Annotated in this window: 22 protein-coding genes and 1 tRNA gene; 18 read left to right on the top strand and 5 right to left on the bottom strand. The window is 47.3% G+C overall.

Annotation, left to right across the window (positions count from 1 at the left end):
- Positions 1 to 88 precede the first annotated feature (88 nt).
- On the top strand, positions 89 to 1,780 hold the full coding sequence (locus ABD846_RS13175; RefSeq protein ID WP_344827896.1) for an acetate--CoA ligase: 1,692 nt from the start codon (positions 89 to 91) through the stop codon (positions 1,778 to 1,780).
- A gap of 18 nt (positions 1,781 to 1,798) precedes the next feature.
- Here the strand turns inward: ABD846_RS13175 and pepE are convergent, their stop codons facing one another.
- A complete protein-coding gene (gene pepE / locus ABD846_RS13180) occupies positions 1,799 to 2,578 on the bottom strand; it encodes a dipeptidase PepE (RefSeq protein WP_344827899.1) in 780 nt (259 codons plus the stop codon).
- Between the two features lie 60 nt (positions 2,579 to 2,638).
- On the opposite strand from pepE, the gene ABD846_RS13185 reads away from it, so the two are divergent.
- The 8 genes from ABD846_RS13185 to ABD846_RS13220 all read left to right on the top strand — a co-directional run bounded on the left by ABD846_RS13185 (position 2,639) and on the right by ABD846_RS13220 (position 14,888).
- Complete coding sequence (locus ABD846_RS13185; protein WP_344827901.1) at positions 2,639 to 3,886, top strand: T9SS type A sorting domain-containing protein; 1,248 nt, start codon at positions 2,639 to 2,641, stop codon at positions 3,884 to 3,886.
- A gap of 214 nt (positions 3,887 to 4,100) precedes the next feature.
- The gene (locus ABD846_RS13190; RefSeq protein ID WP_344827904.1) at positions 4,101 to 4,895 is read left to right on the top strand and encodes a response regulator; all 795 of its coding nucleotides are present in this window, start codon (positions 4,101 to 4,103) and stop codon (positions 4,893 to 4,895) included.
- Between the two features lie 52 nt (positions 4,896 to 4,947).
- Entirely contained in the window at positions 4,948 to 6,954 is a 2,007-nt protein-coding gene (locus tag ABD846_RS13195) for a sensor histidine kinase (RefSeq protein WP_344827906.1), read from the top strand.
- Positions 6,939 to 7,358 (top strand): response regulator, encoded by a 420-nt coding sequence (locus tag ABD846_RS13200; RefSeq protein WP_344827909.1) that lies wholly within the window; start codon positions 6,939 to 6,941, stop codon positions 7,356 to 7,358. Before ABD846_RS13195 ends, ABD846_RS13200 begins: the two co-directional genes overlap by 16 nt.
- A gap of 260 nt (positions 7,359 to 7,618) precedes the next feature.
- Positions 7,619 to 8,494 (top strand): hypothetical protein, encoded by an 876-nt coding sequence (locus tag ABD846_RS13205; RefSeq protein ID WP_344827912.1) that lies wholly within the window; start codon positions 7,619 to 7,621, stop codon positions 8,492 to 8,494.
- A gap of 616 nt (positions 8,495 to 9,110) precedes the next feature.
- A complete protein-coding gene (locus ABD846_RS13210) occupies positions 9,111 to 13,655 on the top strand; it encodes an Ig-like domain-containing protein (RefSeq protein WP_344827915.1) in 4,545 nt (1,514 codons plus the stop codon).
- Between the two features lie 139 nt (positions 13,656 to 13,794).
- Entirely contained in the window at positions 13,795 to 14,439 is a 645-nt protein-coding gene (locus ABD846_RS13215; RefSeq protein ID WP_344827918.1) for an START domain-containing protein, read from the top strand.
- Between the two features lie 23 nt (positions 14,440 to 14,462).
- Positions 14,463 to 14,888: an energy transducer TonB gene (locus tag ABD846_RS13220; protein ID WP_344827921.1), complete on the top strand. Its 426-nt coding sequence runs from the start codon at positions 14,463 to 14,465 to the stop codon at positions 14,886 to 14,888.
- 53 nt (positions 14,889 to 14,941) lie between these two features.
- Here ABD846_RS13220 and ABD846_RS13225 read toward each other — a convergent pair whose 3' ends face one another.
- Entirely contained in the window at positions 14,942 to 15,328 is a 387-nt protein-coding gene (locus ABD846_RS13225; protein WP_344827923.1) for a FliH/SctL family protein, read from the bottom strand.
- A 114-nt stretch (positions 15,329 to 15,442) separates the two neighbouring features.
- Here ABD846_RS13225 and ABD846_RS13230 point away from each other — a divergent pair, with 114 nt between their 5' ends.
- The 9 genes from ABD846_RS13230 to ABD846_RS13265 all read left to right on the top strand — a co-directional run bounded on the left by ABD846_RS13230 (position 15,443) and on the right by ABD846_RS13265 (position 24,198).
- Positions 15,443 to 15,970 (top strand): shikimate kinase, encoded by a 528-nt coding sequence (locus tag ABD846_RS13230; RefSeq protein WP_344827926.1) that lies wholly within the window; start codon positions 15,443 to 15,445, stop codon positions 15,968 to 15,970.
- Positions 15,971 to 16,006: 36 nt separating this feature from the next.
- A complete protein-coding gene (locus ABD846_RS13235) occupies positions 16,007 to 17,635 on the top strand; it encodes an acyl-CoA carboxylase subunit beta (protein ID WP_344827929.1) in 1,629 nt (542 codons plus the stop codon).
- A 47-nt stretch (positions 17,636 to 17,682) separates the two neighbouring features.
- Positions 17,683 to 17,756 (top strand) — tRNA-Arg (locus tag ABD846_RS13240).
- Between the two features lie 501 nt (positions 17,757 to 18,257).
- Complete coding sequence (locus ABD846_RS13245) at positions 18,258 to 18,914, top strand: ABC-three component system protein (RefSeq protein WP_344827932.1); 657 nt, start codon at positions 18,258 to 18,260, stop codon at positions 18,912 to 18,914.
- A complete protein-coding gene (locus ABD846_RS14790; RefSeq protein ID WP_425568042.1) occupies positions 18,914 to 19,147 on the top strand; it encodes an ABC-three component system middle component 6 in 234 nt (77 codons plus the stop codon). Before ABD846_RS13245 ends, ABD846_RS14790 begins: the two co-directional genes overlap by 1 nt.
- Complete coding sequence (locus ABD846_RS13250; RefSeq protein ID WP_344827935.1) at positions 19,138 to 20,832, top strand: DUF2326 domain-containing protein; 1,695 nt, start codon at positions 19,138 to 19,140, stop codon at positions 20,830 to 20,832. Before ABD846_RS14790 ends, ABD846_RS13250 begins: the two co-directional genes overlap by 10 nt.
- A 167-nt stretch (positions 20,833 to 20,999) precedes the next feature.
- Entirely contained in the window at positions 21,000 to 22,280 is a 1,281-nt protein-coding gene (locus ABD846_RS13255; RefSeq protein ID WP_344827938.1) for a GmrSD restriction endonuclease domain-containing protein, read from the top strand.
- Positions 22,277 to 23,278 (top strand): AAA family ATPase, encoded by a 1,002-nt coding sequence (locus tag ABD846_RS13260; RefSeq protein WP_344827941.1) that lies wholly within the window; start codon positions 22,277 to 22,279, stop codon positions 23,276 to 23,278. The genes ABD846_RS13255 and ABD846_RS13260 overlap by 4 nt, the downstream gene beginning before the upstream one ends.
- Before the next feature lie 122 nt (positions 23,279 to 23,400).
- Positions 23,401 to 24,198, top strand: a complete 798-nt coding sequence (locus tag ABD846_RS13265) for a type II toxin-antitoxin system RelE/ParE family toxin (RefSeq protein ID WP_344827943.1) — start codon at positions 23,401 to 23,403, stop codon at positions 24,196 to 24,198.
- 83 nt (positions 24,199 to 24,281) lie between these two features.
- On the opposite strand, the gene ABD846_RS13270 is transcribed toward ABD846_RS13265, so the two are convergent.
- The 3 genes from ABD846_RS13270 to ABD846_RS13280 form a co-directional block, all read right to left on the bottom strand.
- Positions 24,282 to 24,470: an integrase core domain-containing protein gene (locus ABD846_RS13270; RefSeq protein WP_425568053.1), complete on the bottom strand. Its 189-nt coding sequence runs from the start codon at positions 24,468 to 24,470 to the stop codon at positions 24,282 to 24,284.
- A 246-nt stretch (positions 24,471 to 24,716) separates the two neighbouring features.
- The gene (locus tag ABD846_RS13275) at positions 24,717 to 25,253 is read right to left on the bottom strand and encodes a DUF4468 domain-containing protein (protein ID WP_344827946.1); all 537 of its coding nucleotides are present in this window, start codon (positions 25,251 to 25,253) and stop codon (positions 24,717 to 24,719) included.
- Positions 25,254 to 25,285: 32 nt separating this feature from the next.
- Positions 25,286 to 26,008, bottom strand: coding sequence for a copper homeostasis protein CutC (locus ABD846_RS13280; protein WP_344827949.1), 723 nt, complete (start codon positions 26,006 to 26,008; stop codon positions 25,286 to 25,288).
- Between the last annotated feature and the right edge of the window lie 3 nt (positions 26,009 to 26,011).

The raw sequence follows: 26,011 nt of genomic DNA on the forward strand, positions 1-26,011 counted from the left end.
AATCTATACCATGTAGCAGGAAGTTTTTCAGGTTGTACAGCACAAAGCCTAATTTTAGGGGGACGCCTTTACCCGGCACTTGTGTTTTATGCAACAGATATACAGAATTGTAGCCGCGCTGATCGCCAATAAACAATTTGATGAACTGCGCACGCTTCCTGTGTCGCAGCCGGAATATTTCAATTGGGCACAGGAAATATTTGAGGGTATTTACGTGCAGGAGCAGCCGGATGCGTGTGCCCTTTTATGGACAGACGGTGAGCGTGACCTGCGGGTTTCTTACCGGCAGATGGCCGCGCAGGCCAATCAGCTGGTCAATTTCCTGCGTTCCAGAGATGTTGCGGCTCAGGATGTGCTGCTGATGCAGATGGCGCTATTGCCGCTGAACTGGCAAACCATCCTCGCATCCGTTAAAGGAGGCTTTTGCCTGACCCCGGCCGCTACTATTCTTGGGGTACAGGATATTGTATATCGCTTCGGTAAGCTGATGCCCAAGGTGGTGATAGCCGACTCGGAGAATGCCCCCAAAATAGATGAAGCGGAGCAGATATCCGGTAAATCCGTGGCAGTGAAAATAATCGCAGACGGAACACGCGACGGATGGTATTCCCTTGCCGACATTGATAGTCATCCGGTCGAAGCGGTTGCCGCACGCACGAAATCGGATGATCCGTTATTTTTATTTTTCACTTCCGGCACCACCGGCATGCCTAAAGTGGTAACGCACACGCACCTTTCGTATCCGTTCGGGCATCTCACTACTGCATCGTGGATAGGACTGCGTGCAGGAGATATTCATTACAATATATCACAGCCCGGTTGGGCCAAATTTGCGTGGAGCAGCTTCTTTGCTCCCTGGAGCGTAGGCGCCACGATCTTTGCCCATTATCAGCCCGGCCGTTTCCACGCGCCCACCACGCTGCAAATGATGGAACGCTATGGTATCACCACATTCTGTGCTCCGCCTACAGTCTTGCGCCTGCTGATCCTCGAAGATCTCGCCGGTTACCGGTTTCAGTTGCGCGAATGCGTGGCTGCCGGCGAACCCCTGAATCCCGAGGTGATAGAGCAATGGCAGAAAGGCACCGGAATGCTCATCCGCGATGGCTTCGGTCAGACAGAAAGTACCTGTATGGTCGGCAACCTTCCCGGAAGCACCCCTAAATTTGGTTCCATGGGTAAATCCCTGTTCCTCTATGATGTGGTGATTGCGGATGAGGAAGGCCGGATACTGCCCGATTCTGAAGAAGGAAATATCTGTGTACGCATGGACACTGGTAAACCGAACGGTATTTTCTCCGATTATTTCGGTGATCCGGATAAAAAGGCCACAGTGTTTCGGAACGGACTGTATTATACCGGAGACAAAGCTTATAGGGATGAGGACGGATTTATCTGGTTTGTAGGCCGCGACGATGATGTGATCAAAGCCTCAGACTATCGTGTAGGCCCGTTTGAGGTGGAAAGTGTATTGCTCGAACACGATGCTGTTCAGGAATCCGCAGTAGTAGGCAGTCCGCATCCCATTAAAGGTTTTGAAGTAAAAGCCTTTGTGGTATTGCAGCAGGGTTACAGCGCAGACGAAACCACAGCACGTGAATTATTTGCGTTTTCCCGTAAAAACCTCGCTCCGTACAAGATGCCGCGCCTGATCGAATTTGTGAGTGAATTGCCCAAAACCATCAGCGGTAAGATTCGCAGGGTGGAACTGAGGGCCAGGGAAGCGGAGGGCAAGGCGAAAGGCGTGCAACCGTCAGCGGAATTCCGTTATGAAAAGTAGTGCGGTGCCTGTGTGCGGTTATGCCGGCTGAAAACGCAGCAATGCTCCCGGTTCCAGCTCATAAGGTTCCCGGTCTTTGAGGAATATACGTGTGAGGCAAGTGCCTTCGGTAGTGACTGTATCACCCTTTACGCGGATCCAGTTGCCTTCTCTCAGTCCGACCACCGGAATGTCATTCTGCGTATGAAATTCACGGATGCGCGTCTCCCTGGTTTCTCCGTTATGTTTGAGATCAGGGTTGGGATCGAGGTAATGCGGGTTCAGATTGAACGGAACCAGTCCCATAGTCCGGAAATCAGGGGGATACACAATGGGCATGTCGTTTGTTGTCTGCATATTGATGCCGCCGATGTTGCTTCCCGCACTTGCACCCAGGTAGGGAATGCCGCTTTCCACGGCTTCTTTCAGCACAGACATCAATCCGAGTTCATGCAGTTGCTTTACCAGCAGGAACGTATTGCCACCACCTGTAAAGAAGCCTTTTGCATTGCGGATCGCTGATGCAGGATTTGCATAGGTGTGCAGCCCTCTTACTTCGATGCCTGCTTCTGCAAATGCGGCAGCGGCTTTTGCGGTGTACTCGTCATGACTGATGCCGCCGGGGCGTGCGAAAGGGACAAAAATAATTTCGTCCACATCCCGGAACAGATCACGTAATGCCGGCTGCAGATAGGCCAGGTAATTTTCACCGAAAAGGGTAGAGGTGGAAGCAAGCAGGATGTTTTTCATAACGTAAAGCGCGGACGCGAAAATAGCATAATCCTTTTTATGCCGGGGCTGACGAATGTCGTTGATCATAAAGCTGCCAACCTATTCGTTTAAATCACCGTCTGTGCGTATTATTACATACTCCATCCTATGAACAGAATAATTACTTCCTTCATCATCGCTTTCACCTTATGCACCTTCCAGTCTGTAAGGGCACAGAAGCCGGTGAATATACTGCTGATCGGAAACAGCTTTACGGCAGCAAACGACCTGAAATCAATTGTGCAAAACTTTTATACCGCGGGCGGTACGATCGCAAACGCGGTGGCTTATGCACCCGGCGGCATTTCTGTCGGCGATGTCTCTATGGGAAGCGCGGCGCATATGAACAATCCGGAAGTATTTGACCTGATCCGTAATACGGAATGGGATTTTCTGGTGTTGCAGGATAACCAGGGGCGCTTTGCACTGGATTCCGGAAAATTTCCGAACCCCGCACTGAGCAAAGTGGTGGAGGGACATCTGATGATCCGCGACTCGCTGCATTATTATCATCCCTGCGCCAAGATGATCTGGTTTTCCGGCTGGGGATTCAAAGACGAAGACACAAGTATGATCGACAGTATCACTGCGAATTACCGGGTGCTCAACGATTCTGCGAAAGATGTAATTGCACCGATAGGACCGGCCTGGCGCCGTGTGATACTTGAGAGACCTGTATTGGAACTATGGAGCCCCGACGGTGCGCATCCTGCCATGACCGGATCTTTCCTCACGGCTGCGGTAATCTATGGTACCACCAGCGGTAAAGATGTTACGATCAATCCGTTTAACGGAGCGGTACCGCCGCCGGATGCAATGTATCTGAAACTCGCGGCACAGCAAACGCTGGCAGATCCCAGAATCAGGGTCAAAAGCAATGTGGACGGTGTGAAAAGTATACCCGTTACCTGGGTGGATCCCGAACTCATCGGCCCAGCAGGACATAAAGAATATCGCTGGTACCTGGGTAATAAACGCCAGGCGACCACTACTTCCGAGATCTGGCGGCCCTCGAAATCCGGCAATTATACCGTTTGGGTAAAGGATGCGCTGGGTTTTTGGTATAAATCCTGCTCTGTACCGGTAACAGTGACCACAGCTGTTGACGAACAAACTTTACCGGGCAGATCGCTGACCATCCGGCCCAATCCGGCTTCGGCAATGGTTACGGTACTTTTGCCCGAAGGCGACCAACATCAGAAGGTTTCATGTTTCGATTGGAATGGAAGAGAAATTACAGCGCCCGCATCACCGGTGTCGGGTGGACTGCAACTGGACCTGAGTCAGCTTGGTGCAGGAATTTACCTGTTACGCACGGAAGGAGGAGCCAGGCAATTGCTCGAAGTAGTGCATTAAAAACACGAAAAGGATGCGTAAAAAAGGTGGCTGCGGCCGCCTTTTTTTTGAGGTGGGGTATAGGAGAAACAGTGCAGGTTGATACCATTAATTCCATAGGAATAACTGGATGCTTTTGCGATATAATTGTATTTATCTATACTTTTTTTGTCAAAAGCTATGTGAAAATTGGATTAAGTTGTAACTTTCGCCAACCAATAACCAATATACACGAATGATTTATCAGGACACACCAGACTCCCCCCGGAGCAAGGTCCGGTTTCTGATTGCAGAAGACACAGCCATCAACCGCAAGGTGATGGAAATGCTGTTTGTGCAACGCGGGCTGGACGCTGTTTTCGTCGAAAACGGGCGACAAGCCGTAAAGCAGCTCGAATCCGGCAAACACTTTGATATTGTTTTAATGGATATCGAAATGCCTGAGATGAATGGCCATGAGGCCACGCGTTACATACGCAGGCATCTTAAGATGGATATTCCCGTGGTAGCAATGTCCGGTCATTCCGATGAAGAAGAGAAACGTAAAAGTAAAGAAGCGGGCATGAACGATTATGTAACCAAACCGGTAGACATTAACCGTCTGTTTGGCATCGTCGACCGCTTGTGCAACGCGCCTCAGGAATTACCGGCTGCAGAACCGGTTTTCGCGTTTCCTAAGGAGGCTCCCGTTCTGGATCTGTCCTACCTGCAATCCCTGTCCCGCGGCAATTCTGCTTTTGAAAAGCACATGCTGAATATTTTTATGGAGGACATACCACCTCAGATGGAGGAACTGCGTACCGCTGTAGCTCTGGCCAATGCACAGCAGGCTTCAGACGTAAGTCATAAAATGAAATCGTCCTTCAGGATGCTTGGTATCGGGAAGGGGGCGGAACTGTTGCAACAGATAGAGGATGAGACGAAGAACGGAAATATTTCATCCATGACACCCGAGCAGGTGCAGGAGGTTTCGGATATACTGAACCGTTCGCTGGCCGAAATTGATCAATTACTGGGCGTGACCCGATAGTCGGGGAATTTGCATTACCGGATGGTTCCGGATCACCTTTACCTTTTTGTATATGCAAACAGTGCCAACGCGTTTCGTTCGTTTTTTAACTATCCTGCCGGTTGTGATATCCCTGTTGGTGCTGTTTGGATGGCGTAACGATTTCACCATCCTGAAAAGTTTCAATGCAGGATACACCACCATGAAGGCCAACACGGCATTGTGCGTGTTAGGTACTTCCATTGCCTTAATGCTGCTGTCGCTTCAGTCCGCTGAAGCCGTGTTCCGGAGACTGGTCCTGCTCTGCCTTGCGATTCCCGGAATCATTTCGGTGCTCACCTTATCCGAGTTCATTTTTGAAGTTTCTCTTGGTGTCGATCAGTTTTTTATCAGAGATAAGACGCCTCCCTCCGAACATGCGCCATTTCCCGGCCGTATGTCGCAACTCACGGCGCTTTCATTTCTTGTATTTACGCTCAGTATTCTTGGTATGAACCGGAAAGACCGCTGGGGGAGGGTTTCTCAGGTGTTGTTCCATTGTATTACGTTAGTGGCTGCTATCGCCCTCATGGGGTACGCATTACGGGTACCGCGTTTCTACAGTCTCGCGTTTTTCTACTCGATGGCTTTACCCACTTCCATTTGCTTATTGCTGTTGTCGGTCGCTGCAGCTGCTTTACTGCCGGAATACGGTTATGCACGCTTATTCCTGAGTTCCGGAATCGGTAATGTGGTTGCGCGCCGGTTTTTTCCGTTCATGTTCTTTTCGGTACTGGGATTGAGTCTGCTCTGGCTCGAAATGTATCGCCTGCAGGCCGTGAATATCGAAATGGGAGTAGGGATTACCGCACTGTTCTTCCTGCTGGCAACACTGGTGCTGATCGACAGTACCACCGGTAAACTGAACATGATCGACAAACAGCGCTCGGAGGCAGAACAGCGGCTGCGCAACTGGAATACCAATCTGGAGGAAATTGTGGCCGACCGTACGCGCGAGCTCACCGAAAGTAACAGAAGGAACCAGATATTCGTGAACGGAGCTCCCAGCGCCATCGCGATGTTCGATACCGAGATGCGCTATATTGCCGCTTCCGAACGCTGGGTAAAGGATTACAAGCTCGAAGGCCGCAGCCTGATTGGCGTTTCGCATTACGACGTATTTCCCGAAATAGGGGAAGACTGGAAGCAGATTCACAGGGATTGTCTGGCCGGCGAGATCAACCGGAGCAGCAGTTCTCATTTCCTCAGAATGGACGGTACGGAAATGTGGCTGATGTGGGACGTGCGCCCCTGGTTTATTTCGGAAAACAAGATTGGCGGACTGCTGATGTACACCGCCGATATTACGGAGCTGAAGCTTAAAGAGCAGGAAATACAGTCGCTGCTGAATGTAACGCGCGACCAGAACGAACGCCTGCGTAATTTCGCACACATCGTATCACACAATCTGCGCTCGCACGCCGGTAATATTTCGATGCTGCTGGATATCATGACCCAGGAACATCCGGGAGTATCGGATTGGGAGGTAGTGAAACTGCTCTATCAGTCTTCCGAAAACCTGAAAGAGACAATAGGTCACCTGAACGAGGTGGTGACGATCAGTTCGAGTGTTCAAACCAACCTGCGCGGTGTCAATATCCGTCAGCATGTATACCAAGCCATGCAGAGCGTGTCTGCGCTTGCACGCGAACGGAATGTCACAATATATAATGAAGTGGACGCCGAAATGGTGGTGGCCGGATTTGAGGCTTATATCGAAAGTATTATACTGAACATGCTCACCAACGCTATTAAATACAGCGATACCACAAAGGAATCATTCGTGCGCGTATACGGCAGCAAGGAACAGGCTTACTGTAAGATCTGTTTTGAAGACAACGGCATAGGAATGAACCTGCAGGTGGTGGGAGAGCGTTTATTCGGTATGTATAAAACTTTTCACGATCATCCGGATGCCAGGGGAGTAGGGCTGTTCATCACCAAGAATCAGGTGGAAGCGATGGGAGGGAAGATAGGAGTGGACAGTGAGGTAGGAGTCGGAACAACATTTAAAGTCTATCTGAAATGCAACAAAATATGAGTGCTGCCTCTCTGGCCTGTGTGATAGACGACGATCCGATCTTCGTTTTTGCCACGCGCAAACTGATGGAAATGTCCGGTTTTGCGGATCAGATCATTGTGTACCGCAACGGCCAGGAAGCCCTTGACGGACTGGCAGAACGCCTGCGCGAAGGTCGGCCTTTGCCCGATGTGATACTGCTCGACCTGAATATGCCTGTGCTGGACGGTATCCAGTTTCTCGAACGCTTTTCGCAATGGGAATTACCCGTACAAATGCATTTATACCTTGTCACTTCGTCCATTAATCCTGAAGATATCAAAATGGCGAACAGCTTCTCTGTGGTAAGGAATTATATCACCAAACCCCTGTCGCTCGATATTATAGAGGGACTTGCGGAAGAGCTGCGCCAGGCTAAGAAATAGTGTGGCAGTGTGAAGGAATTTACAGTCCCGACAAAGGTTGATTCAATTAGATTTTACTTTATACAATATGTAATTTCTGCAGTATATTAGTGATTTGTTAAAAAAATCTTCCCGGCGTAGCAATATGCTTTGATGTTTCTGCGCTTTTTCTACATTTGTTTACCCGGGTAGAGAACCTGAAACACTCTCTGTGCGGTGATTGCAGCCTGCATTGATTTGTGGTCTGCAATACGACAACCAACCAACCGTATATAAAGTAAATGAAACGAATCCTCATTGGCGGACTAACGTCTGTCTATGCGCTGTATGTACCTACTGCAGGCAGAGACAGATCGGCATTCCTTCGCCCGCTTTTCTGGGCATTGTTAGCTGCTTGCTGGCTGGGTATGAATTATTTGCCCAGCACTTATCTGGACGGTTTTCCCATGGACAGTAATCTGCCCTATGGCCGCCGCGATGCGAAAGTAGAACCCTTTGATCCGTTTGTGGCACAGCGATTCCGCAGCACCGGAGATTTGTACAAGTATGTGGTTGCTCAGAGTAAAACCCATGATAAGCGGGAGATGCTCAACGTGGCGGCAAAACTGCTACGCTTCCGTTTCATACATGCTTATGGCGTGTACACACTGCAGGAAAACTGGATTGCAGTGCTGATGGGACATTATATCTGGCGCGATCTGTCGGCCAAAGTGATCGCGGACGATATTATGAGCGGCGAGGCCGCAGCCTGCAGCCAGGTAAGTCTTGTGTTTATGGACTTTTGCTCGAAGCTCCATGTTCCTACCCGTAAAGTGGCACTGAAAGGGCATTATACAATGGAGGCTCTGGTGGAAGGCAAGTGGTATTTCTTTGACCTGGATATGAAGCCTGATTTTGCTGCGATCGGCGGACGGAAAAGTCTCAGGGAGGTGCTCAGCCATAACGAGCAATACCAGTTGTATGCCAATACGATAGCCGACTCCGCTGATGTACGCCGCATATTCTCTTCCGTACAATACGGAGCGATAGACGAAACGCCGGCTCCGCGTGCCGCAATTTTCCATCAGATCACAAAACATCTTTCTCACTGGGGCTGGATCGTGCCCCTCCTGATTGCACTTACCGGCATTTACCGGATCGTACGTTATCTCTTCTGATACAACAGGATCAGTTACCCCGGAACGGGCATCGACGACAGATCGATGCCCGTTTTTTTTTGCGTGGACTCAAACCCTGCTCTATACATATTACAATACTGATCTCGCAGAAGGAGCGTAGAGAAAATACCAGACATCGACTGACGGGACAATTTTCTTTTTCGACTTTCAGCTAGCAAATGGAAGCGGGGAAAATCGGGTCTTTGGACATATAGCATTTATCACCCCATTTTGCGTTGAAAAACAATATTTTAAGAATTGAATATTTTTAAGGAGATCTGAAAAAGATTTCTGGTGCAGATTCGGGGCGGGCATGGATAGACATTCTGTATTTTTTTCGTGTGACTTATCCTAAAAAGCTCATTATTAGTATTAAATATTTGGGTGGTTTATTTTAATAAAGATTATTTATAAATAAAAATAATTACTTATTCTTGGTTTTTAATTTGTTAGATTTGTATAGAGCACGTGCCACTTCTTTTTATTTACTGATAATCAACTGTTTTTGAATAATGAATTGGCCGGCTTTCAAATAAATTAATTTATAAAACGTGAATTATATGTAATTGTATAGCTACACTCATTAACAAACTCTAAGAAACCAATCCACATATTTATGAAACTACTATACTTCAGGCTGTTCAGCCTGGCGGGGATGCTTTGTGCTTTTTCCAGCCTGTTTGCCCAATCCTCAACGTTAACCTGCAATACCACCGAACGGCTTATCCCTTCGACGCATGCCTCTCTTAGTCAGACCAACAGCGGCGGATCTTCCGTTACCTACGCTGTTCTCGGAGGTGTACTGAATGCCGGTAATGTAATAGATGCAGATACCGCAAATTTTGCCACTCTCGGACAGGTAGTCGCATCCCTGGGCACAAAGTATATCTCTGTAAAAGATGGTGCCGCAGGCTCTTCCGGTTACGCTGCCGGTACGTACGCCGGGTTTGAAGTAAGCTTTTCGTCATTACTCAGTGTGAGCCTGCTGAGCGACATATCGATATCAACTTACCTGGCCGGATCGCTGCAGGAAACCAAAGCAGCCGGTGCGCTACTGGTCTCGTCCTCCTTGCTCAGCGCCGGTACCCGTGGTAAGATCGGCTTTGTGACCACTTTGCCCTTCGATGAAGTACGTTACAGTTCGAGTGGCGTCTCGCTGTTGCCCAGCGAGGCAAGTGTATATAATGTGGTATTGGAAAAATTCTGTGCAGGCCCCTCGTTGAACTGTAATACAGCAACCACCCTGGCAAAGCCCTCTTACCCGCTTACTATCGACAATGCCCGGACGGGGATCAGTGGCGCCGCGTGTGTCGCGTGTGCGGTAAGCAATCCGGAGTATGCCATCGATAACAGTACCGCATCCTATGCAGGTATTTCGCTGACGGTGGGCGTACTCGCCTCGGGTTCTGTTGCTGTTACAGACAATGTAAGCACGTATGCTGCAGGAACATTCGCAGGTTTTGATATTGAGTCTACTTCGTTGCTTACGGCCGGTGTGCTGAACAATCTTACAATTACCACATATAATAATGGGGTAGCCACAGGAGACGTCGCTTCAGGAGCTTCGCTTGTCAGTGCCGGCTCTTCCCTGTTGTCCGGCAGCGGTCGTCAGGTGATTGGCTTCTTTACCACACAGGCTTTTGATGAGGTGAAGATCACCGCTGCAAACACAGTTTCCGTTTCGCTTGGGTTGATCAGGGTATATGGTGCCGTAATGGAGCGTTTCTGTCCGGCAGCTTTACCGGCCTGCAATACCCTGACTGCTCTGACCAATCCCGGATATCCTGTGTATGTGAACGGTCAGCGCACAGGCGTGAATGCTGCGCTGTGCGCGGCCTGTACCATCAGTAATAGCCAGAATATCATCGACAACAACGCGTCAACTTATGCAAGCGTGGATCTCACTGCAGGGGTGGCCGTGGATGCAGATTTCTCTGTGGCGAATGCCCTGGACACCTATCCGGCCGGCACTTTTGCCGGATTCGATCTGGAGACGAATTCGCTGTTGCTGGCTTCCGTAATCAGCACGGCTACCATTAAATTGTACAACAACGGAACATTGGTGCAGACGGGTTCCGGCAATGCACTTATCGTGGGCGCTTCCACAAGCCTCTTGTCGGGCACTTCGCGTCAGACTGCCGGTATTGTGAGCACGGTCAGCTTCGACGAAGTGCAGATCAGCTTTAATCAGTTGGTAGGCGCAGATCTGGGAACCATAAAGTTGTATGGTATGCAGATCGAAAAGACCTGTGCGCCCACATTGCTGTGTAATAAGACGTATTATCTGAATGCTCCGGATTTCCCGGCTGTTATCAATATCGAACGTACAGGTGCTTCGGGAGTCGCTACGGTTGATGTCACGATTGAAAATCCCTGGAACGTGGTAAGCGCCGGTAATACAGACTACGCGCGTATTAATAACACGGCAACCGTCCTTGCCACCGGCAGTATATCCGTTCTCGATCCGACAATTACCTATCCTCAGGGTACTTTTGCCGGTTTCGTGATCCGCACCAGCACCGCACCGCTTGTGCTTGCCGACCTGTTCAGTGCTGTAACGATCCGTACCTATAATAATGGTGTATTGCAGGAAACCCGTTCCGGTGGAAGTCTCGTAAACCTCACCGTACTTGCAACACTTCTGGGTACCACACCATCCGGCGCTGTGTACAATGTAGGTTTTTACACCACGCAGGCGTTTGACGAGATCCGCATTTCCGTCGGCAGCCTGCTGAGTGCGGGTCTGCTCGATAATTATGTGGATGTGTTCGGTGCATTTGTGGACACCCGAACTTCCGTTACCGGTTCTTCCGCCGTTACCTGCTTTTCCACTTACCCGGATGTCAACCAGACCTACCTGGGTCAGAGCGTAAGCGGCAGCCTGAGCACAAACGATGTGATCACGTCCGGTACCCGGTATGGCGCCGCATTTGCAGTTCCGGGAAATCCTTCTGGCAGCGCTCCCGTGGTGAACAGCGATGGTACCTATACCTTCATAAGCTCAGTTTCGGGAACATATCATTTTCTTATCAGCGTATGCGCTACCGATTCCTCTATCAATTGTCCGCAGGAGCGGCTGACGATCGTGGTGCTACCGAGCAGGATCGGCATCGGCAATCCGCCGGTTGCCAACACGGACTATACTGCTACCTCGTACAATACACCGCTGACGGTCTACATGCTGAGCAATGATGCACCCGGCACGCTCACCGCATTCCTGGACAGTACCAGCATCTCGCTTACAGATATGAATGGCGCTGCAGCCGGGAATTCCGCGCGGGGCGGAACAGCTACGGTCAGTCCGTCCACAGGTCTGATCACTTATACGCCGGCAAGCGGGTTCTCCGGAACGGATACGCTTCAATACACGGTCTGTGATAATCAGCCATCACCGCTTTGCGCGTCAGCTTATGTAGTTATTACGGTCTGGGCTTCCGGCGCGTCCAATACCACAATGGCTATGGACGACTATGCGCAATCCCTTTCCGGTGTGCCGTTGAACGGCAATCTGAAAGTGAACGACCACGACCCTGAGGGCGACAACCAGACGGTTACACCACAGAGTATTACCACCGCGAATTATACATTCACGCTGGACAATGCGGGTAATTACACCTTTTCACCGGCGGCATCTTTTGCGGGTCCTGTGGAAATCGCTTATACCAACTGTGACAACGGTACACCATCTGCCTGTAGTCAGGCCACGATACGCTTCCTGGTCGCCATGCCCTGGAAAACAAATGCCGATTTCAATGCGGGATTTGCCAATACGGCTATCTCCGGTAATGTGGCCACTAACGACCAGATAGCTTCCGGTTCGAGCTTCAGCGGCATTGTTGCCGATGGGGCCAATCCTTCCGCCACCGTACCAACGCTCAGCACATCGGGCAGCTACATATTCCTTTCTTCCGTGGCAGGTGTCTATCATTTCTACGTTACTGTCTGTCCGCCTGCGCTGAGCTCCGGATGCCCCGTTGAGCGTCTTACGCTGACCATCATTGATACCTCGGCCACAGCCAGCAACCCGCCGATCGCCAATACAGACCTGGCGACCACAAAATTCAATACACCTGTTCAGGTACGCAGCCTAGCCAACGATGGCGGCGGTATGCCCGGTGTGCTGATCGATACCGCCAGCGTTACGCTCTTCGATCTGAATGGCGCAACTGCCGGAAATACTGCGCGGGGCGGAACCGCTACAGCTGCCGGAAATGGTGTGATCACGTACACACCCGCACTGAACTTTGTGGGACTGGATACGATCCGCTACCAGGTATGCGATAATCAGGCGGTTCCACGCTGTGCGAGCGCATTCCAGGTGATCACCGTATTATCTCCGACAGCAGCGAATACCACAACTGCCTCCGACGACTTTAAAACATTACTGGTCGGAACCACTATTTCCGGAAACGTGCGGCTCAACGATATGGACCCGGAAGGCGACTGGCAGACGATAACACCGCAAACGATCACCACCGCTTCCTATACATTCACCCTGGATACTGCGGGTAACTTCACATTCGCTCCGCTCGGCTCAATGTTCGGGCCACAGGACATCAGCTATCAGACCTGTGACAACGGATTTCCGCAAGCCTGTGCCAATGCCACGATGCACTTCCTTGTTTCCGCTGCAGCATTTGCGCTTCCGCTGGATCTGCTGCGCTTCACCGTTCACGAAGCGGACTGCGAAACGTATGCTGAATGGGTGTACGGATCGGCAGAACAAGCAGGATCTGCCACGCTGTTGCGTAGCCCTGATGGAAAGACATGGGAGAAAATAAATGAGGGCACAAGCATAAACGGCAATACAGAAGCAGTCCGTTTCCCTTCTTTCCCGGGCAAAAGTTATTACCGCTTACGCGCAGGCCATGAGCATTATGAGTATACAGGTGTGCAAAGCATTCAAAGCAATTGCGGTACTGTAAGCACCTCGGTCTATCCGAACCCCGCTGCGGAACTGGTGCAGTTGCGGATAAGTGAAGGATGTGCCGGATGGCGGATCAGCGATATCACGGGTCGTGTGCTCCGCTCAGGCCAGTCATGTGCACCCGGCGAATCAATCAGTCTTTCGGGAATGTCAGACGGAACGTATAGCATCAGCCTGTGTCCCGACGCTGGAAGCGAAACAGTTTTCAGGCTCGTAAAGATCTCCGGACAATAACGCTGTTTCATAGGTGGGAGCTTCCTGCTCCTTTGCCATAAGCCTCCCTCCGGGGAGGCTTATGTGTTATATAGATATATGTTGGCTTTATCCTAACAAACTATATGTTGATGTTGGCGTAACTTGCCGTTCACCCGCTATGAAAAAAAATATACTGTTACCCGTTTTACTCCTGCTCGCAACGCTGAGCGCTTTTGCCCAGAAAGAATGGACGCTGAAGTCCAACAAAGACGGTATTAAAGTATTTACCAGGACGGATCAGAATTCAGGACTGAAAGAGATCAGGGTACAATGCCAGGTACCGGCCACGCTGTCTCAGATGGTGGCACTGGTAATGGATGTGAATGCAGGTAAGGACTGGGTATATGCGACCAAATCGAGCACCTTACTGAAGACTGTAAGTCCATCCGAACTGTACTATTACTCCGAAGTGGATATGCCCTGGCCGCTGAGCAACCGCGATTTTATTGCGCACCTGATCGTTTCTCAGCATCCGCAATCGCATGTGGTGACGATCGACGGGCCCACTGTGGGCAATTACGTGGCCGAAAAAGAAGATATCGTGCGCGTAAAACGTTCCAGCGGTAAATGGACACTTTCACCGGTTGCTGAAAACCTCGTGCATGTGGATTATACGCTGAGCGTGGATCCCGGAGGAAACATCCCGATCTGGCTCGTGAACCTGTTTGCGACCAAAGGCCCTACAGAGACATTTCGTAAGCTGAAAACGCAGATTACGAAACCAGTGTATGCCCGCGTGAAATTGCCGTATATTGTTGACTGATTTGTTAGAAATATTCCAGTAGTATGAAAAAAATTATTGTCGGATTGAGCCTGATGCTTCCCCTGATGGTACAGGCACAGGAAAGACTTAGTACCACGCCCGTGGGAGCAAAGGAAACGCCGCCGGGCCGGGAGATGATCCCGACATTTGTTTATGTAGAGCAGATGCCGGAGTTCCAGGGCGATCTGCAGGCATTTCTCAGGAAAAACCTGGTATACCCGGATTCGGCCTTACACGAGCGTATTGAGGGGACCGTGCATATAAAATTCGTGGTGAAGGATGACGGTTCGATAAGCGATCCACAGATCATGCGCAGCCTGAGTCCGGACTGTGACCGGGAAGCGCTCCGGGTGATCGGCTTAATGCCTAAGTGGAAACCCGGTAAGCAGAACGGCGCTTCCGTAAATGTTTTTTACAATCTTCCTATATCGTTTAAGTTGGAAAACTAAACGACAGTCAATAAAAAAGAGGACTTTAAAATGTCCTCTTTTTTTATCGGTAATTATTTCTGTTCGGTTTCTGCAGGAGCCTTCGCCGGTTCTTTGTCTTCGGTGATCGGATCTGCAATATTACCACCGATCACATGCCAGTTCTGAATGGCAGGCGTCGGATCTTTTTCCTTATAAACGACTTTTTTCGTAGTGCGTTCTTTTTCCAGCAGTGCAGCTAAACTGTCCTTGGCCCTGGATTGCTCGGCCTGCATTTTTGTCTGCGCCTGTGCGAGTCCTTCGGCTATTCCTGCTGCATTACCTGCTGCTTCGCCTTTTTTCGTTCCTTCAGCCATACCTGTATCGTAAGCTTCCTGTTTGATTTTCGGAATGGCAGCTGTGTAACCGATAATGCCCGTTATCACGGCACCGATCACGAGGCCCAGAATGAAGTTTTTCATAGATTGTTGTTTTGTTCCTGACTAAAATACAACAATGCGGTCAGCTGAAAAAAATATTTGTCATAATTAAGACAAGCGGTTCATCTTGTGCGGATCAGACACTTATCTTTGGTCATGCAGCAAGTAAAACATTACCGCATTGTTTTTCTGACGGGTATGCCCGGCAGCGGCAAATCTTATTGGTCGCGACAGCTCGCAGCACATCATGGACTCGCGCACACCGATCTGGATAAAGAGCTCGAACAACGTACGGGTCTCACACCTCCTGTTTTTTTTGAGCAATACGGTGAAGCAGCCTTCCGTGAAGAAGAACGTATGGCGCTGAATGCACTCATTGCGCGGGAACGTCAGGATATTGTTGTTGCCTGCGGAGGAGGCACTCCCTGCTTCTTTGATAATATGCAGCGTATGAAGGACAATGGGGTGGTGGTGTTTGTGCATCCCCCGAGGCACGTGCTCATCCGTCACCTTGAAGAAGAACAGCATCTGCGGCCGCTGTTGCGCGGAGGCGAACTTGAGGCGGTGCTGGACGCATTGTGGGAGCGCCGCGCGGCAGATTACCGCCAGGCGCACTTTCAGATAGAAGGCAGGGAATTGTCGCTGGCTGATTTCGAGCCCGTTATGGCGGCTGCACTTTTATAGGCGTCATGATTTATATTTGTCCCCTCATTTACCGATATGGATTTAACATTCAACAAAAATGACGATGCCATGCGCCTTGCGCTTGGAGCCATGAAACAAAAGGCTGGTCAGATCGCACTCGGCGGCGGAAAAAAGACAATCGAGAAAAACCGTGAGAAAGGCAAGCTCACGCCGCGCGAGCGTATTGAATACCTGATCGACAAGGGCACGGAGTTTACGGAGATAGGCACTTTCACCGGGTACGAAATGTACGCGGAGCATGGCGGTTGCCCGGCGGGCGGCACTGTGGGCGGACTCGGTTATGTAAGCGGTCGTATGTGCATGATCATTGCGAATGACAATACGGTAAAAGCAGGGGCTTGGTTCCCGATCAGCGGCAAGAAAAACCTGCGCCTGCAGGAGATTGCGATGGAGAACAGGCTGCCGGTTGTATATATAGTGGACAGTGCGGGTGTGTACCTGCCGATGCAGGATGAGATCTTCCCGGACAAAGAACACTTCGGGCGCATCTTCCGAAATAACGCGGTGATGAGCGCGATGGGCATTACACAGATCGCTGCCGTAATGGGCTCTTGTGTGGCCGGAGGTGCTTATCTGCCGATCATGAGCGATGAAACGCTGATGGTGGAAGGCAACGGCTCCATCTTCCTCGCGGGTCCTTACCTGGTGAAAGCCGCGATCGGTGAAGACATCGACCTGCAGACGCTGGGAGGCGCGAAAACGCATACGGAGATCAGTGGTATCGCCGATTACAAATTCAAAACAGAACAGGAGTGCCTGGATCAGGTGCGCCGTATCATCGATAAACTGGGCGTAAGCGAGAAAGCCGGTTTCGACCGCGTGAAAGCCGCCGAACCGGCACGCGATGGTAAAGATGTATATGGTATCGTGAGCGTGGACAACAACAAACCATTCGATGTGGTGGATGTGATCAAGTGCATTGTGGACGATGGCAGTTTCGATCAGTTCAAGGAAGATTACGGCAAGACCATCGTATGCGGCTACGCACGCGTGGAGGGATGGGCGGTAGGTATTGTGGCCAACCAGCGTAAGATCGTGAAGAGCGGGAAAGGTGAAATGCAGATGGGGGGAGTGATCTACAATGACAGTGCCGATAAAGCTGCGCGCTTTATTCAGAATTGCAATCAGAAGAAAATTCCGCTGGTATTCCTGCAGGACGTGACCGGCTTTATGGTGGGCTCCCGTTCAGAGCATTCCGGCATTATCAAAGATGGCGCCAAGCTGGTAAATGCGGTTTCCAATTCCGTGGTGCCGAAGATCACGTTTATCATCGGCAACTCATACGGAGCAGGTAATTACGCCATGTGTGGCAAGGCTTACGATCCGCGCTTTATCTACGCTTGGCCGAATGCGCGCATTGCGGTAATGGGTGGGGAGCAGGCAGCCAAAACACTGCTACAGATACAGGTGGCCTCTCTTAAAGCGAAAGGCGAAGAGATCACGCCCGAGAAAGAAGCCGAACTGCTGAAGACGATTACCGACCGGTATAATGCACAATCCACTGCGTATTATGCTGCGGCGCGTTTGTGGGTCGACGAGATCATTGATCCAGCCGATACGCGGAAGCTGATTGCACGCAGTATCGAGGCTGCGAATCATGCACCGATAGAAAAAGAATGGAAGGGTGGGGTATTTCAGGTGTAAAAAATGCAGAAAATAAGCTGAAAACGATTACTTTTGCAACCCCAAACGGTCCGGTAGCTCAGTTGGATAGAGCATCAGCCTTCTAAGCTGAGGGTCATTGGTTCGAATCCAATCCGGATCACAGGCAAAAGCCTTCAGGAAATCTGAAGGCTTTTTTATTTTTTTGAGTAAATGAGCGTTTTTGTGATCATGTAAAAATTCCTTTCAAAAGCATCATTTTGCGACCTTTCCGTTTAATCTGCTTCCTCGGAATTCCACACTGTAACTATTTATAAGACCACGAGTCCAGTAAAGATAGTCTGCAGAGTTGCCAACTGAAAAGGTCTGCGCTCCGTTCTGACGGTTTGCGGTGAAAAAATCCACCCTGCAGGTGGTATTTTAACCTGGAAACCCGCCGGATTGATAGCCTTAACTGATGGGGATTATCAAAAGACAATGGAAGGTTTTGCCTGACAACTTGAAAGGGTACCTTTAAGTTGTTAAAAAATCTGTCTTTTTATTATATTTGCCAAAAAAGGATTATTCATGAATTGGACAGTAGTCGGCGGAGTCACTGCTATAATCTCTATCATTCTTAATATACTTCAGTTGCTACAAAACCAGTCACTGAAGAATAAACTACATGCTCAACAAACGGTTGGCAATAATTCAAACCCAGTTCAGCAAACACATTCCGGACACGGGCATAATGTTAATGCTGGTGGCAATGTTCAGTTGTAATTTTGTTATGACTGTTCAAAATCATTCTGGTGTCGGCCACAATATTATTGGTGATTATTACGATCAGTTAGCAAAACATCCATCGCTGCTTTCTGATGTCATAAACGTACTTTCTTCTTCTATGGACGAGGGAGCAATAGAGCCGCTTGACCAATTAGACGAAATAGTCATTTCTGAAAAAATTGCTTATAATAATCTCGAGTCATTTAAAGAATATATTGATGATTTTAAGATTTTTCAGGGTAAAATCGACATGATATATACTGTTGCGGAAAGCAATGGTTCAAATAAAAAGTCGCTAATTTTGCGCAGCATTCGTGAGAAATATCTCAAGGTTAAAGCCGAGTTATTGCCTAAACATCAAATGGAAGGAGATACTGCTATTGATACCCTCCGACGTTGCGCTGGGGAAATCTTTTTAAAGGTGCAGGAAAAAATTCGGAATCAAATAATTACCTCGAATAATATAGCGGTTCCACAAGAAGCGCTTGATTTAGCATTAGGCATTGTCATCGTCGATGCTTTTATTCGTTGTAAAATAATGGAGGCACCTTTATAATGGTATTATCAAAAGACACTAATCCAGCATTTAGCGTGTACCATATTGGCGCACTTTTGTTACATGTCCTGCAAGGTAGGGATCATAGAGAAGTGGATTTTATTGAAGCGTATAATGACCTGAATTCTATACAGTCAGTGTCCATGCAGCTTTATATGTTTGCTATAGACTGGCTTTATGTATTGGGTATAGTTGACCTCGGCCCGAAATTGTCGATTAGAAAATGTTTTTAAAAAATCTCACAATAGAATGTGATGGTCACATCATTAGGAATATCCCCTTCAAAAAGGGGCTTAATCTTATTGTTGATACTACAGTAAGTTCGGAGAATAAAGAGTCTGGCAATAACGTTGGAAAGACCACAGTTTTGCGCCTTGTCGATTTTTGCTTCAATGGTGACGGGAAAAATATTTACTCAGATACAGAATTTAAAGAAAAACGCAACACTACAGTTGAACAATTTTTGACGCAGAATAATGTCATCGTTACAATTACCTTAAAACAAGACTTAGATGATGAACATTCAGAAGAAGTCGTAATCAGAAGGAATTTTTTAAAACGTTCTGAAAAGATTTTTGAAGTTAACGGCGAAAGCTATAAGGTTCCAGAATATGATAAAGTTCTAAAGGAGCTTATTTTTAACACCGATGTAGATAAGCCGACCTTTAGGCAGATCATTGCGCGAAATATACGGGATGAAAAAAACAAATTAGTAAATACTATACAGGTTTTGCATCCAACTACCACTTTCGAGGAATACGAAGCCCTTTTCTTTTTCTGGTTTGGAATTGAAACTGATGTTGCTGGAAAGAAACAGAAGCTCCAAGAACAAAGAAAAGCGGAAGAAAAATTTCTCACTCGCTTGAAAAAGCAACTTTCTGAATCGGAGATACAACAAGCCTTAGCTGTCATTAACCGCGATATTCAAACTTTGACTCGGTTAAAGGATGATTATATCATTGACGATGATTATCAAGACGATTTAAACGCCATTAACGCAATTAAATCAACAATAAGCAGTATAGCCAGCGCCATTGATAAATTAGCTCTTCGCAAGGAAATCATTGAAGACAGTAAACGTGAGTTGGAAAAAGGTCACGTTAGTATTGATAACGACAGACTTCGCGAAATTTATGCTACAGCCGAGGTTTATCTTCCTGAAATGCATAAACGGTTTGAAGATTTGGTTGCCTTTCATAATAGAATGCAAAATCAAAAAATTGCTTTTGTTACAGAAGAGCTTCCAGCCGTTGATGCAGCATTAAAAATTGAAAATACAAACCTAAATAAAGCTATTAAAGAGGAAAGAAGACTCTCTGAAAAACTGCGTAAATCCACCGCGAATGACGAATATAACAGAATAGTCAAGGAATTGACTAGAATGCATGAGCAGAAAGGACACTACGAAAATCAGGCACTTCAAATCAGTCAGGCTAGAGAAAAAATTGCTCGCCTAAAGTCTGAAATCGAAGGAATTAACAACGGACTATCCTCTAAAGATGATGACTTCAAAGCACAGGTGGAAGAATTTAATAAGTATTTTACAACTTTATCAGAAGCGCTATATGACGAGAAGTTCTTTTTGTATGCCGAAAAGAATGACCGTGCATATCAACTAAAAATATCGAGTATTGACGGGAATCTTGGTACGGGTAAAAAGAAGGGACAGATAGCAGCTTTTGATCTTGCCTATATTCAGTATTGCGACGCAAATGATATTCCTTGCTTGCACTTCTTAATGCAAGATCAAACTGAGAATATTCATGACAATCAGATTACAACACTTGCGGCTTTAACAGAAACAATGCACGTTCAATATATTATACCAATTCTCAGGGATAAAGTACCAGATAGCATTAATATTAGTGATTATGCAGTTCTAGTGCTTTCGCAAGACGATAAGCTATTCAAAATTTAGTTTCTCTTGTTATGTTTCAACAATTGAATAGAAAAACTTCTTTAAAGATCGCAAAGTATCTAACAATCCTGCGACAAGAAAAGTCGTGCATGTGGGAGAATTTCCCGGCAAAAATTTTTTAAATGATTGTAGGACCAAAATAATCTGAGATAAATATTTTTAACGCAATGGAAGCGACAAATGAGCAACCACAAATGGAGCAGGAACCTACAGGGAAATTGTACGGCTATTACAGTGGTATTGAAGATGAAGAGCAATCGGACAACGAACTAGAGGCCGACCCGTTTGATCCCGATGAAATTTCTATCGATCCCAAAGTAATCACGATGGAAACCTATCTTCGACGACTGATACAGCATACTATCAAACTTAATCCAGATTTTCAGCGGGCGGAAGTTTGGGATGCCGTTCGCAAATCACAGCTTATCGAGTCACTAATGTTGAAGATTCCGTTGCCGATGTTTTACGTTTCGGCAGATGAAAAAGGGAATTATACAGTAGTAGATGGTTTGCAGCGGCTTAGCACTATCCGAGATTTTGTATTGGGTGATGCGTATATGTCATCATATAATACCCAAACAGGCATTTATGATGAAAATAAGCGAGGGCTAGGTTTCCGGCTGTCTGGTCTAGAGTTCTGGAAAGACTATAACGGCCGCAATTACGCAGAACTGCCCGTCAATATCCGTAATCGGATCATAGAGTCTGAATTCCGCTTTACTGTTATTAATCCAGGTACGCCTGAATTGGTACGTCGCAATATCTTTAAGCGGATCAATACAGGCGGAATGCCGCTTAGCGGCCAAGAGATTAGAAATGCTCTTTATCTGGGTAGAGCTACTAAACTACTCAACCGCCTAGCCAGTCTCCCTCAGTTCAGGCAAGCCACAGGTGGTTCTATCCATGGAAACCGCATGGAAGACAGAGAACTTATACTTCGTTTTGTTGCCTTCTTAATTCGAGACTATACTACTTACCGAAAGACGGTGACGATTGATAGTTATCTAAGCGACACGATGATCATTCTGAATGCTATGCCGGATTTAGCTTCAAAGGATTTTAAAAAAATTCAAAAAGCAAGCAATATTCAGTTATCTGACATAAAAATCATGGCTGATGATGAAATTGTTGAAAGATTTATTACCGCTATGACTTGGGCCCGTAACATATTTGGAGATCATGCCTTTCGCAAAAGTTTTCAAATTGACCGCAGACGAACACCTATTAATGCCGCATTATTTGAAACTTGGGGAGTGATACTTGGTAACATGAATGCGGCCACCTTTGATCACCTAATTACTAATAAAGGTGCATTCCTCGCAGATTGTAGACAGTTAACCCAAAGCTATTATTTTTTGAACGCAATCTCCCGTGCAAGTATGCTGGTACCGTCCGTCAAAACGCGGTTTGAAGGGTTCAACTTAATTGTCAACAAATATGCATTATGATCACATCTATTGAATTTGAAGGGTTCAAGTCGCTGCTAAGTGCCGGAATATCATTCGGCCAACTTACAATGCTGACTGGTTTAAATAGCAGCGGAAAGAGCAGTGTTATTCAAGCAATTCAGTTGATAGAAAAAGCCGCCACCTTAAATAATGATGCACTTTATCTTCCTGGGCATGGTGCACTAAGAGAAAGCCGAAATCCATATCAAGAAGGGAGCTTTATTATTAGAGGATTATTTAGCGGGGACAGAATGATTGAAATCAATGAAAATAGTGCACGTGACACTGCATCGAACGGCAGTTTTCCAAAGATAATACACATCGCCGCAGACCGCTTTGGTCCTGAAACTTCAGTTTACGCAGATCCGAATAATGTTAACATTGGAAAGCGGGGAGAGAATATTTTTAGAGTAATTAAAGCTTTTGAAGATAAAGAACTTCCTGAAAGTGTAAAACATCCACTTTCTCAAGCCATAACTTTTGAGTTTAATTTAAGAGCTTGGCTCAACATTATATCGCCAAATATTGATTTTAAGAGTGAAGTTGTAGAGCAAAGTGATAGTTCTTACAGCACCTTTAATGGCTATCGAGCTAAAAATGTAGGCTTTGGCTTGAGCTATGCTTTGCCAATTATCACAGCATTGTTGGTAGGGGCAACTAAGCCGGATGATTATTTAGTTATTTTGGAAAATCCTGAAGCGCATTTACATCCGAGAGGCCAAACAGCCATGGCAGAGCTGATATGCCGTTGTGCGGATGCTGGGCTACAAATTCTTATTGAAACTCATAGCGATCATTTGTTTGACGGAGTTCGCCTTTATGCAAAGAATAGTAACGTGGGATTTAACGAGAAAATAAAAGCATACTGGTTTGAGCTGGACGAAAACCGCAATACTGATGTTATTACTGTGGTAATAGATCAGAATGGGCGTATCGACAACTGGCCAGAAGGGATGTTTGATCAGTTTTCTATCAACGCTAGTAATCTGCTTGCTTAATGTCGCACCAGTTTTATCTTAATGACTGCTTTCCATCGCAGGTGTCCGAGGCATCGTTAATTACTAGCCTTATGCTGACTATAAAGGAATTCAGGAAGCTGTGCGAGAAAAGACCACATGACGTGACTAAGCAGATTATCACGCACAAGGTACCAGCAGAATGCAGGCTATATGGTGAATTAACGCTCAATCATGCATTGGATAGACTAGAAAGCCGAGATGATCGGGTTTATGCCTATTCTTTGTTTAACCTGTATCCGATCCATGAGTATTTTAACGATGATAACATCGACTTTTTACGCTACCGCCTTGTTATTGGGGCGGAGAGTATAGAGGCTACTAATCTGGCAATTGCTGGAGGATCGGACGCATTTCTTTTTACAATCGCTGTGCACGATGATCTAAAAAATAATCCATTAGAACTCGCTATTATTGATGGAAGCGAGCCTCCATTGGATAATATGTTATTGCCCAGCCTGTTTGGAGATCCGACGAACACAGATCAAATTTGTGTTGAGATTGATGCTAGAAAACTGGCAGCATCAAGTCTTTACGATCAACTCTTGCAGGTCGTAGGGGAGCATCGTGTATCTAAACAATTTCCTCGTGATTTTAACTCTTTAACGTCTGATGCACAACAACAAATAGTCGAACATTTTTCATTAGCAAAATCACGTACGACAAGTATTACTCCATTTTTCTCTGATGGAGATTTGATTAAAGATGTCACGCCTAATCGGTCAAATTATCCAGTAAGTGAATTACGGGTATTTAAAGGAAAGGCCACACGTACATATTTTTCTGAATATAATGGCATTATGTACTTGGTGAATATTGGCTACAAAAACAGCGGCGATCAAAGCAATGATATCCAAACGGCAAAAGCATCCATTGAAAAACTCATCAAAGTAGGGAAATAATACTTTTTTCGCAGTGTGGGTTAGGGCTGATTAGTGTCTCGAAGCAAGTCTCAATTGTAACCCTCCCCAAAGTAGAACCGGTTTTAAACTAACAATTCAAAGCTAAGCGATTCTTCAAATTGTTTCGGAGTTAACCCGTTTAATGCTTCATGTGATCTTTGGTTATTATAGTCATTGATCCAATCCTCAGTGATCATTCTGACCTCGTGGATACTTTCAAACAGGTAAGCGTCTAGTACGTCTTGTCTGTAAGTCCGGTTAAATCGTTCTATGTATCTTAAGTGCCGAGGCTATCTGGGCCTCGCTGTGTTTGGACTTTTTCATATCGACTATTTAAAGGTAAAAAATCATACTTTTAAATGGTCCGATTTTTAGGAGGGGTTACACAATCTCTAGCAAATCTGCCTCTAAAAAGTTCGAACTTTGCCCTGTCGCCTTCACAGGCAAAAGCCTTCAGGGTCTGAAGGCTTGGCAAAAAGTCGATTAAAAAAGTATTATCCAAAACATCCCCGTTCATCCTACCAATCCGATTTCTGTTTGGCGAGGCCTTTCTCGGCTTTCGCGATAAAAGCCGGGAAGCTTTCGTCAATCTTCTGGTTGATCTTCTTTACCATGCCTTTCTCGTCTTCGTAGGTTTCGAGCGGACTGTTCTTAATACCGAGGTTGGATGAAGTGCCTATTGCCGAATAATTGAAGGCCCCTGCACTGAACCGGGCTTTGTTGTCTTTTACCTGGATCGTGAACTTAAACGAAAGCGTGACGTCCGTATAGAATGTCCACAGATTGCCGAGCGGCAGCGATACATAGGTGATGATTTGCGCCTGATTGGCATCATCGAACTGTGTGTTCTTATCCGCTGTGGGTACATGCGACAATACCCATGTCTTCATGGATTCGTAAATGTCTTTCTGCGGTGTATTGGGCACTTCGATTACTTTCTCGAAACTCCATTCCGCATCCTTCAGCTGTAAAGACGCAGGTGCCAATTTTGTTTTTGCATAGCTCAGGGTAACCGATGAACACAGGATCATCAAAAGCGCAGCGATTCGTTTCATGTATAATACAGGATTTTGATTAAAGGTACAGCTCAGACAGACTCCGACAAAGCGCGGCGGATAGCTCTGATTTCTGTCGTACTGCTTTCCTGCCATTCGTCGGTGAAATGCGGTTTGGTGTAGGATGCGTCTGACGACACTTTGCCTTTTGCGGTGGCATGGATCTCCTGCACTCCGCAATAATCCACGATCATCCGGGCGTTAGCAGCAGTAACGCCGCAGCCTGGCATAATGGTAATGTGTTTGCCGTATTCCTGTTGCAGGGCTCTGATCATTTCCTTGCCCTTATCCACGTTAGCTTCGCCCCCGCTGGTCAGTACGCGGTCGAAACCCATATCGATCAGTTGCCGCAGACTTTCGTGCAGGTTTTCCGCTCTGTCGAATGCTCTGTGAAAGGTGACCTTCATTCCCTTACAGAGGGATAACAGCTCTTTACACCGGGCCGTATCGATGCGTCCCTGCCTGTCCAGTATGCCAAAAACGGCTCCGGGAAACCCCAGTTGCCGGCACATATCTATATCCCGGCGCATGATTTCGAATTCCTCAGCGGAGTAGATAAAGTCGCCTCCGCGCGGGCGGATCATCACATATGCCGGTATGCTCATGCGCTCTTTCACAAGCGACAGCATACCATAAGAGGGGGTGCAACCGCCTTCCGGCAGGTTCTCAAAAAGTTCTATCCTGTCGGCGCCTCCATCCTGTGCCGCGATGCAGGAACGGAATGAGTTTGCGGCTATTTCCAATATCGTGTTCATGGT

It is taken from the genome of Rurimicrobium arvi, assembly GCF_039540495.1.
GTDB lineage: Bacteria > Bacteroidota > Bacteroidia > Chitinophagales > Chitinophagaceae > Rurimicrobium > Rurimicrobium arvi.

Excerpts from the sequence above, each read along its gene's own strand:
- ABD846_RS13260 (WP_344827941.1), top strand. The coding sequence starts at position 22,277 with ATGATCACATCTATTGAATTTGAAGGGTTCAAGTCGCTGCTAAGTGCC.
- ABD846_RS13245 (WP_344827932.1), top strand. The coding sequence starts at position 18,258 with ATGCTCAACAAACGGTTGGCAATAATTCAAACCCAGTTCAGCAAACAC.
- ABD846_RS13275 (WP_344827946.1), bottom strand. The coding sequence starts at position 25,253 with ATGAAACGAATCGCTGCGCTTTTGATGATCCTGTGTTCATCGGTTACC.
- ABD846_RS13255 (WP_344827938.1), top strand. The coding sequence starts at position 21,000 with ATGGAAGCGACAAATGAGCAACCACAAATGGAGCAGGAACCTACAGGG.
- ABD846_RS13225 (WP_344827923.1), bottom strand. The coding sequence starts at position 15,328 with ATGAAAAACTTCATTCTGGGCCTCGTGATCGGTGCCGTGATAACGGGC.
- ABD846_RS13185 (WP_344827901.1), top strand. The coding sequence starts at position 2,639 with ATGAACAGAATAATTACTTCCTTCATCATCGCTTTCACCTTATGCACC.
- ABD846_RS13195 (WP_344827906.1), top strand. The coding sequence starts at position 4,948 with ATGCAAACAGTGCCAACGCGTTTCGTTCGTTTTTTAACTATCCTGCCG.
- ABD846_RS13250 (WP_344827935.1), top strand. The coding sequence starts at position 19,138 with ATGTTTTTAAAAAATCTCACAATAGAATGTGATGGTCACATCATTAGG.
- ABD846_RS13220 (WP_344827921.1), top strand. The coding sequence starts at position 14,463 with ATGAAAAAAATTATTGTCGGATTGAGCCTGATGCTTCCCCTGATGGTA.
- ABD846_RS13190 (WP_344827904.1), top strand. The coding sequence starts at position 4,101 with ATGATTTATCAGGACACACCAGACTCCCCCCGGAGCAAGGTCCGGTTT.
- ABD846_RS13210 (WP_344827915.1), top strand. The coding sequence starts at position 9,111 with ATGAAACTACTATACTTCAGGCTGTTCAGCCTGGCGGGGATGCTTTGT.
- pepE (WP_344827899.1), bottom strand. The coding sequence starts at position 2,578 with ATGATCAACGACATTCGTCAGCCCCGGCATAAAAAGGATTATGCTATT.
- ABD846_RS14790 (WP_425568042.1), top strand. The coding sequence starts at position 18,914 with ATGGTATTATCAAAAGACACTAATCCAGCATTTAGCGTGTACCATATT.
- ABD846_RS13215 (WP_344827918.1), top strand. The coding sequence starts at position 13,795 with ATGAAAAAAAATATACTGTTACCCGTTTTACTCCTGCTCGCAACGCTG.
- ABD846_RS13205 (WP_344827912.1), top strand. The coding sequence starts at position 7,619 with ATGAAACGAATCCTCATTGGCGGACTAACGTCTGTCTATGCGCTGTAT.
- ABD846_RS13280 (WP_344827949.1), bottom strand. The coding sequence starts at position 26,008 with ATGAACACGATATTGGAAATAGCCGCAAACTCATTCCGTTCCTGCATC.
- ABD846_RS13230 (WP_344827926.1), top strand. The coding sequence starts at position 15,443 with ATGCAGCAAGTAAAACATTACCGCATTGTTTTTCTGACGGGTATGCCC.
- ABD846_RS13235 (WP_344827929.1), top strand. The coding sequence starts at position 16,007 with ATGGATTTAACATTCAACAAAAATGACGATGCCATGCGCCTTGCGCTT.
- ABD846_RS13175 (WP_344827896.1), top strand. The coding sequence starts at position 89 with ATGCAACAGATATACAGAATTGTAGCCGCGCTGATCGCCAATAAACAA.
- ABD846_RS13200 (WP_344827909.1), top strand. The coding sequence starts at position 6,939 with ATGCAACAAAATATGAGTGCTGCCTCTCTGGCCTGTGTGATAGACGAC.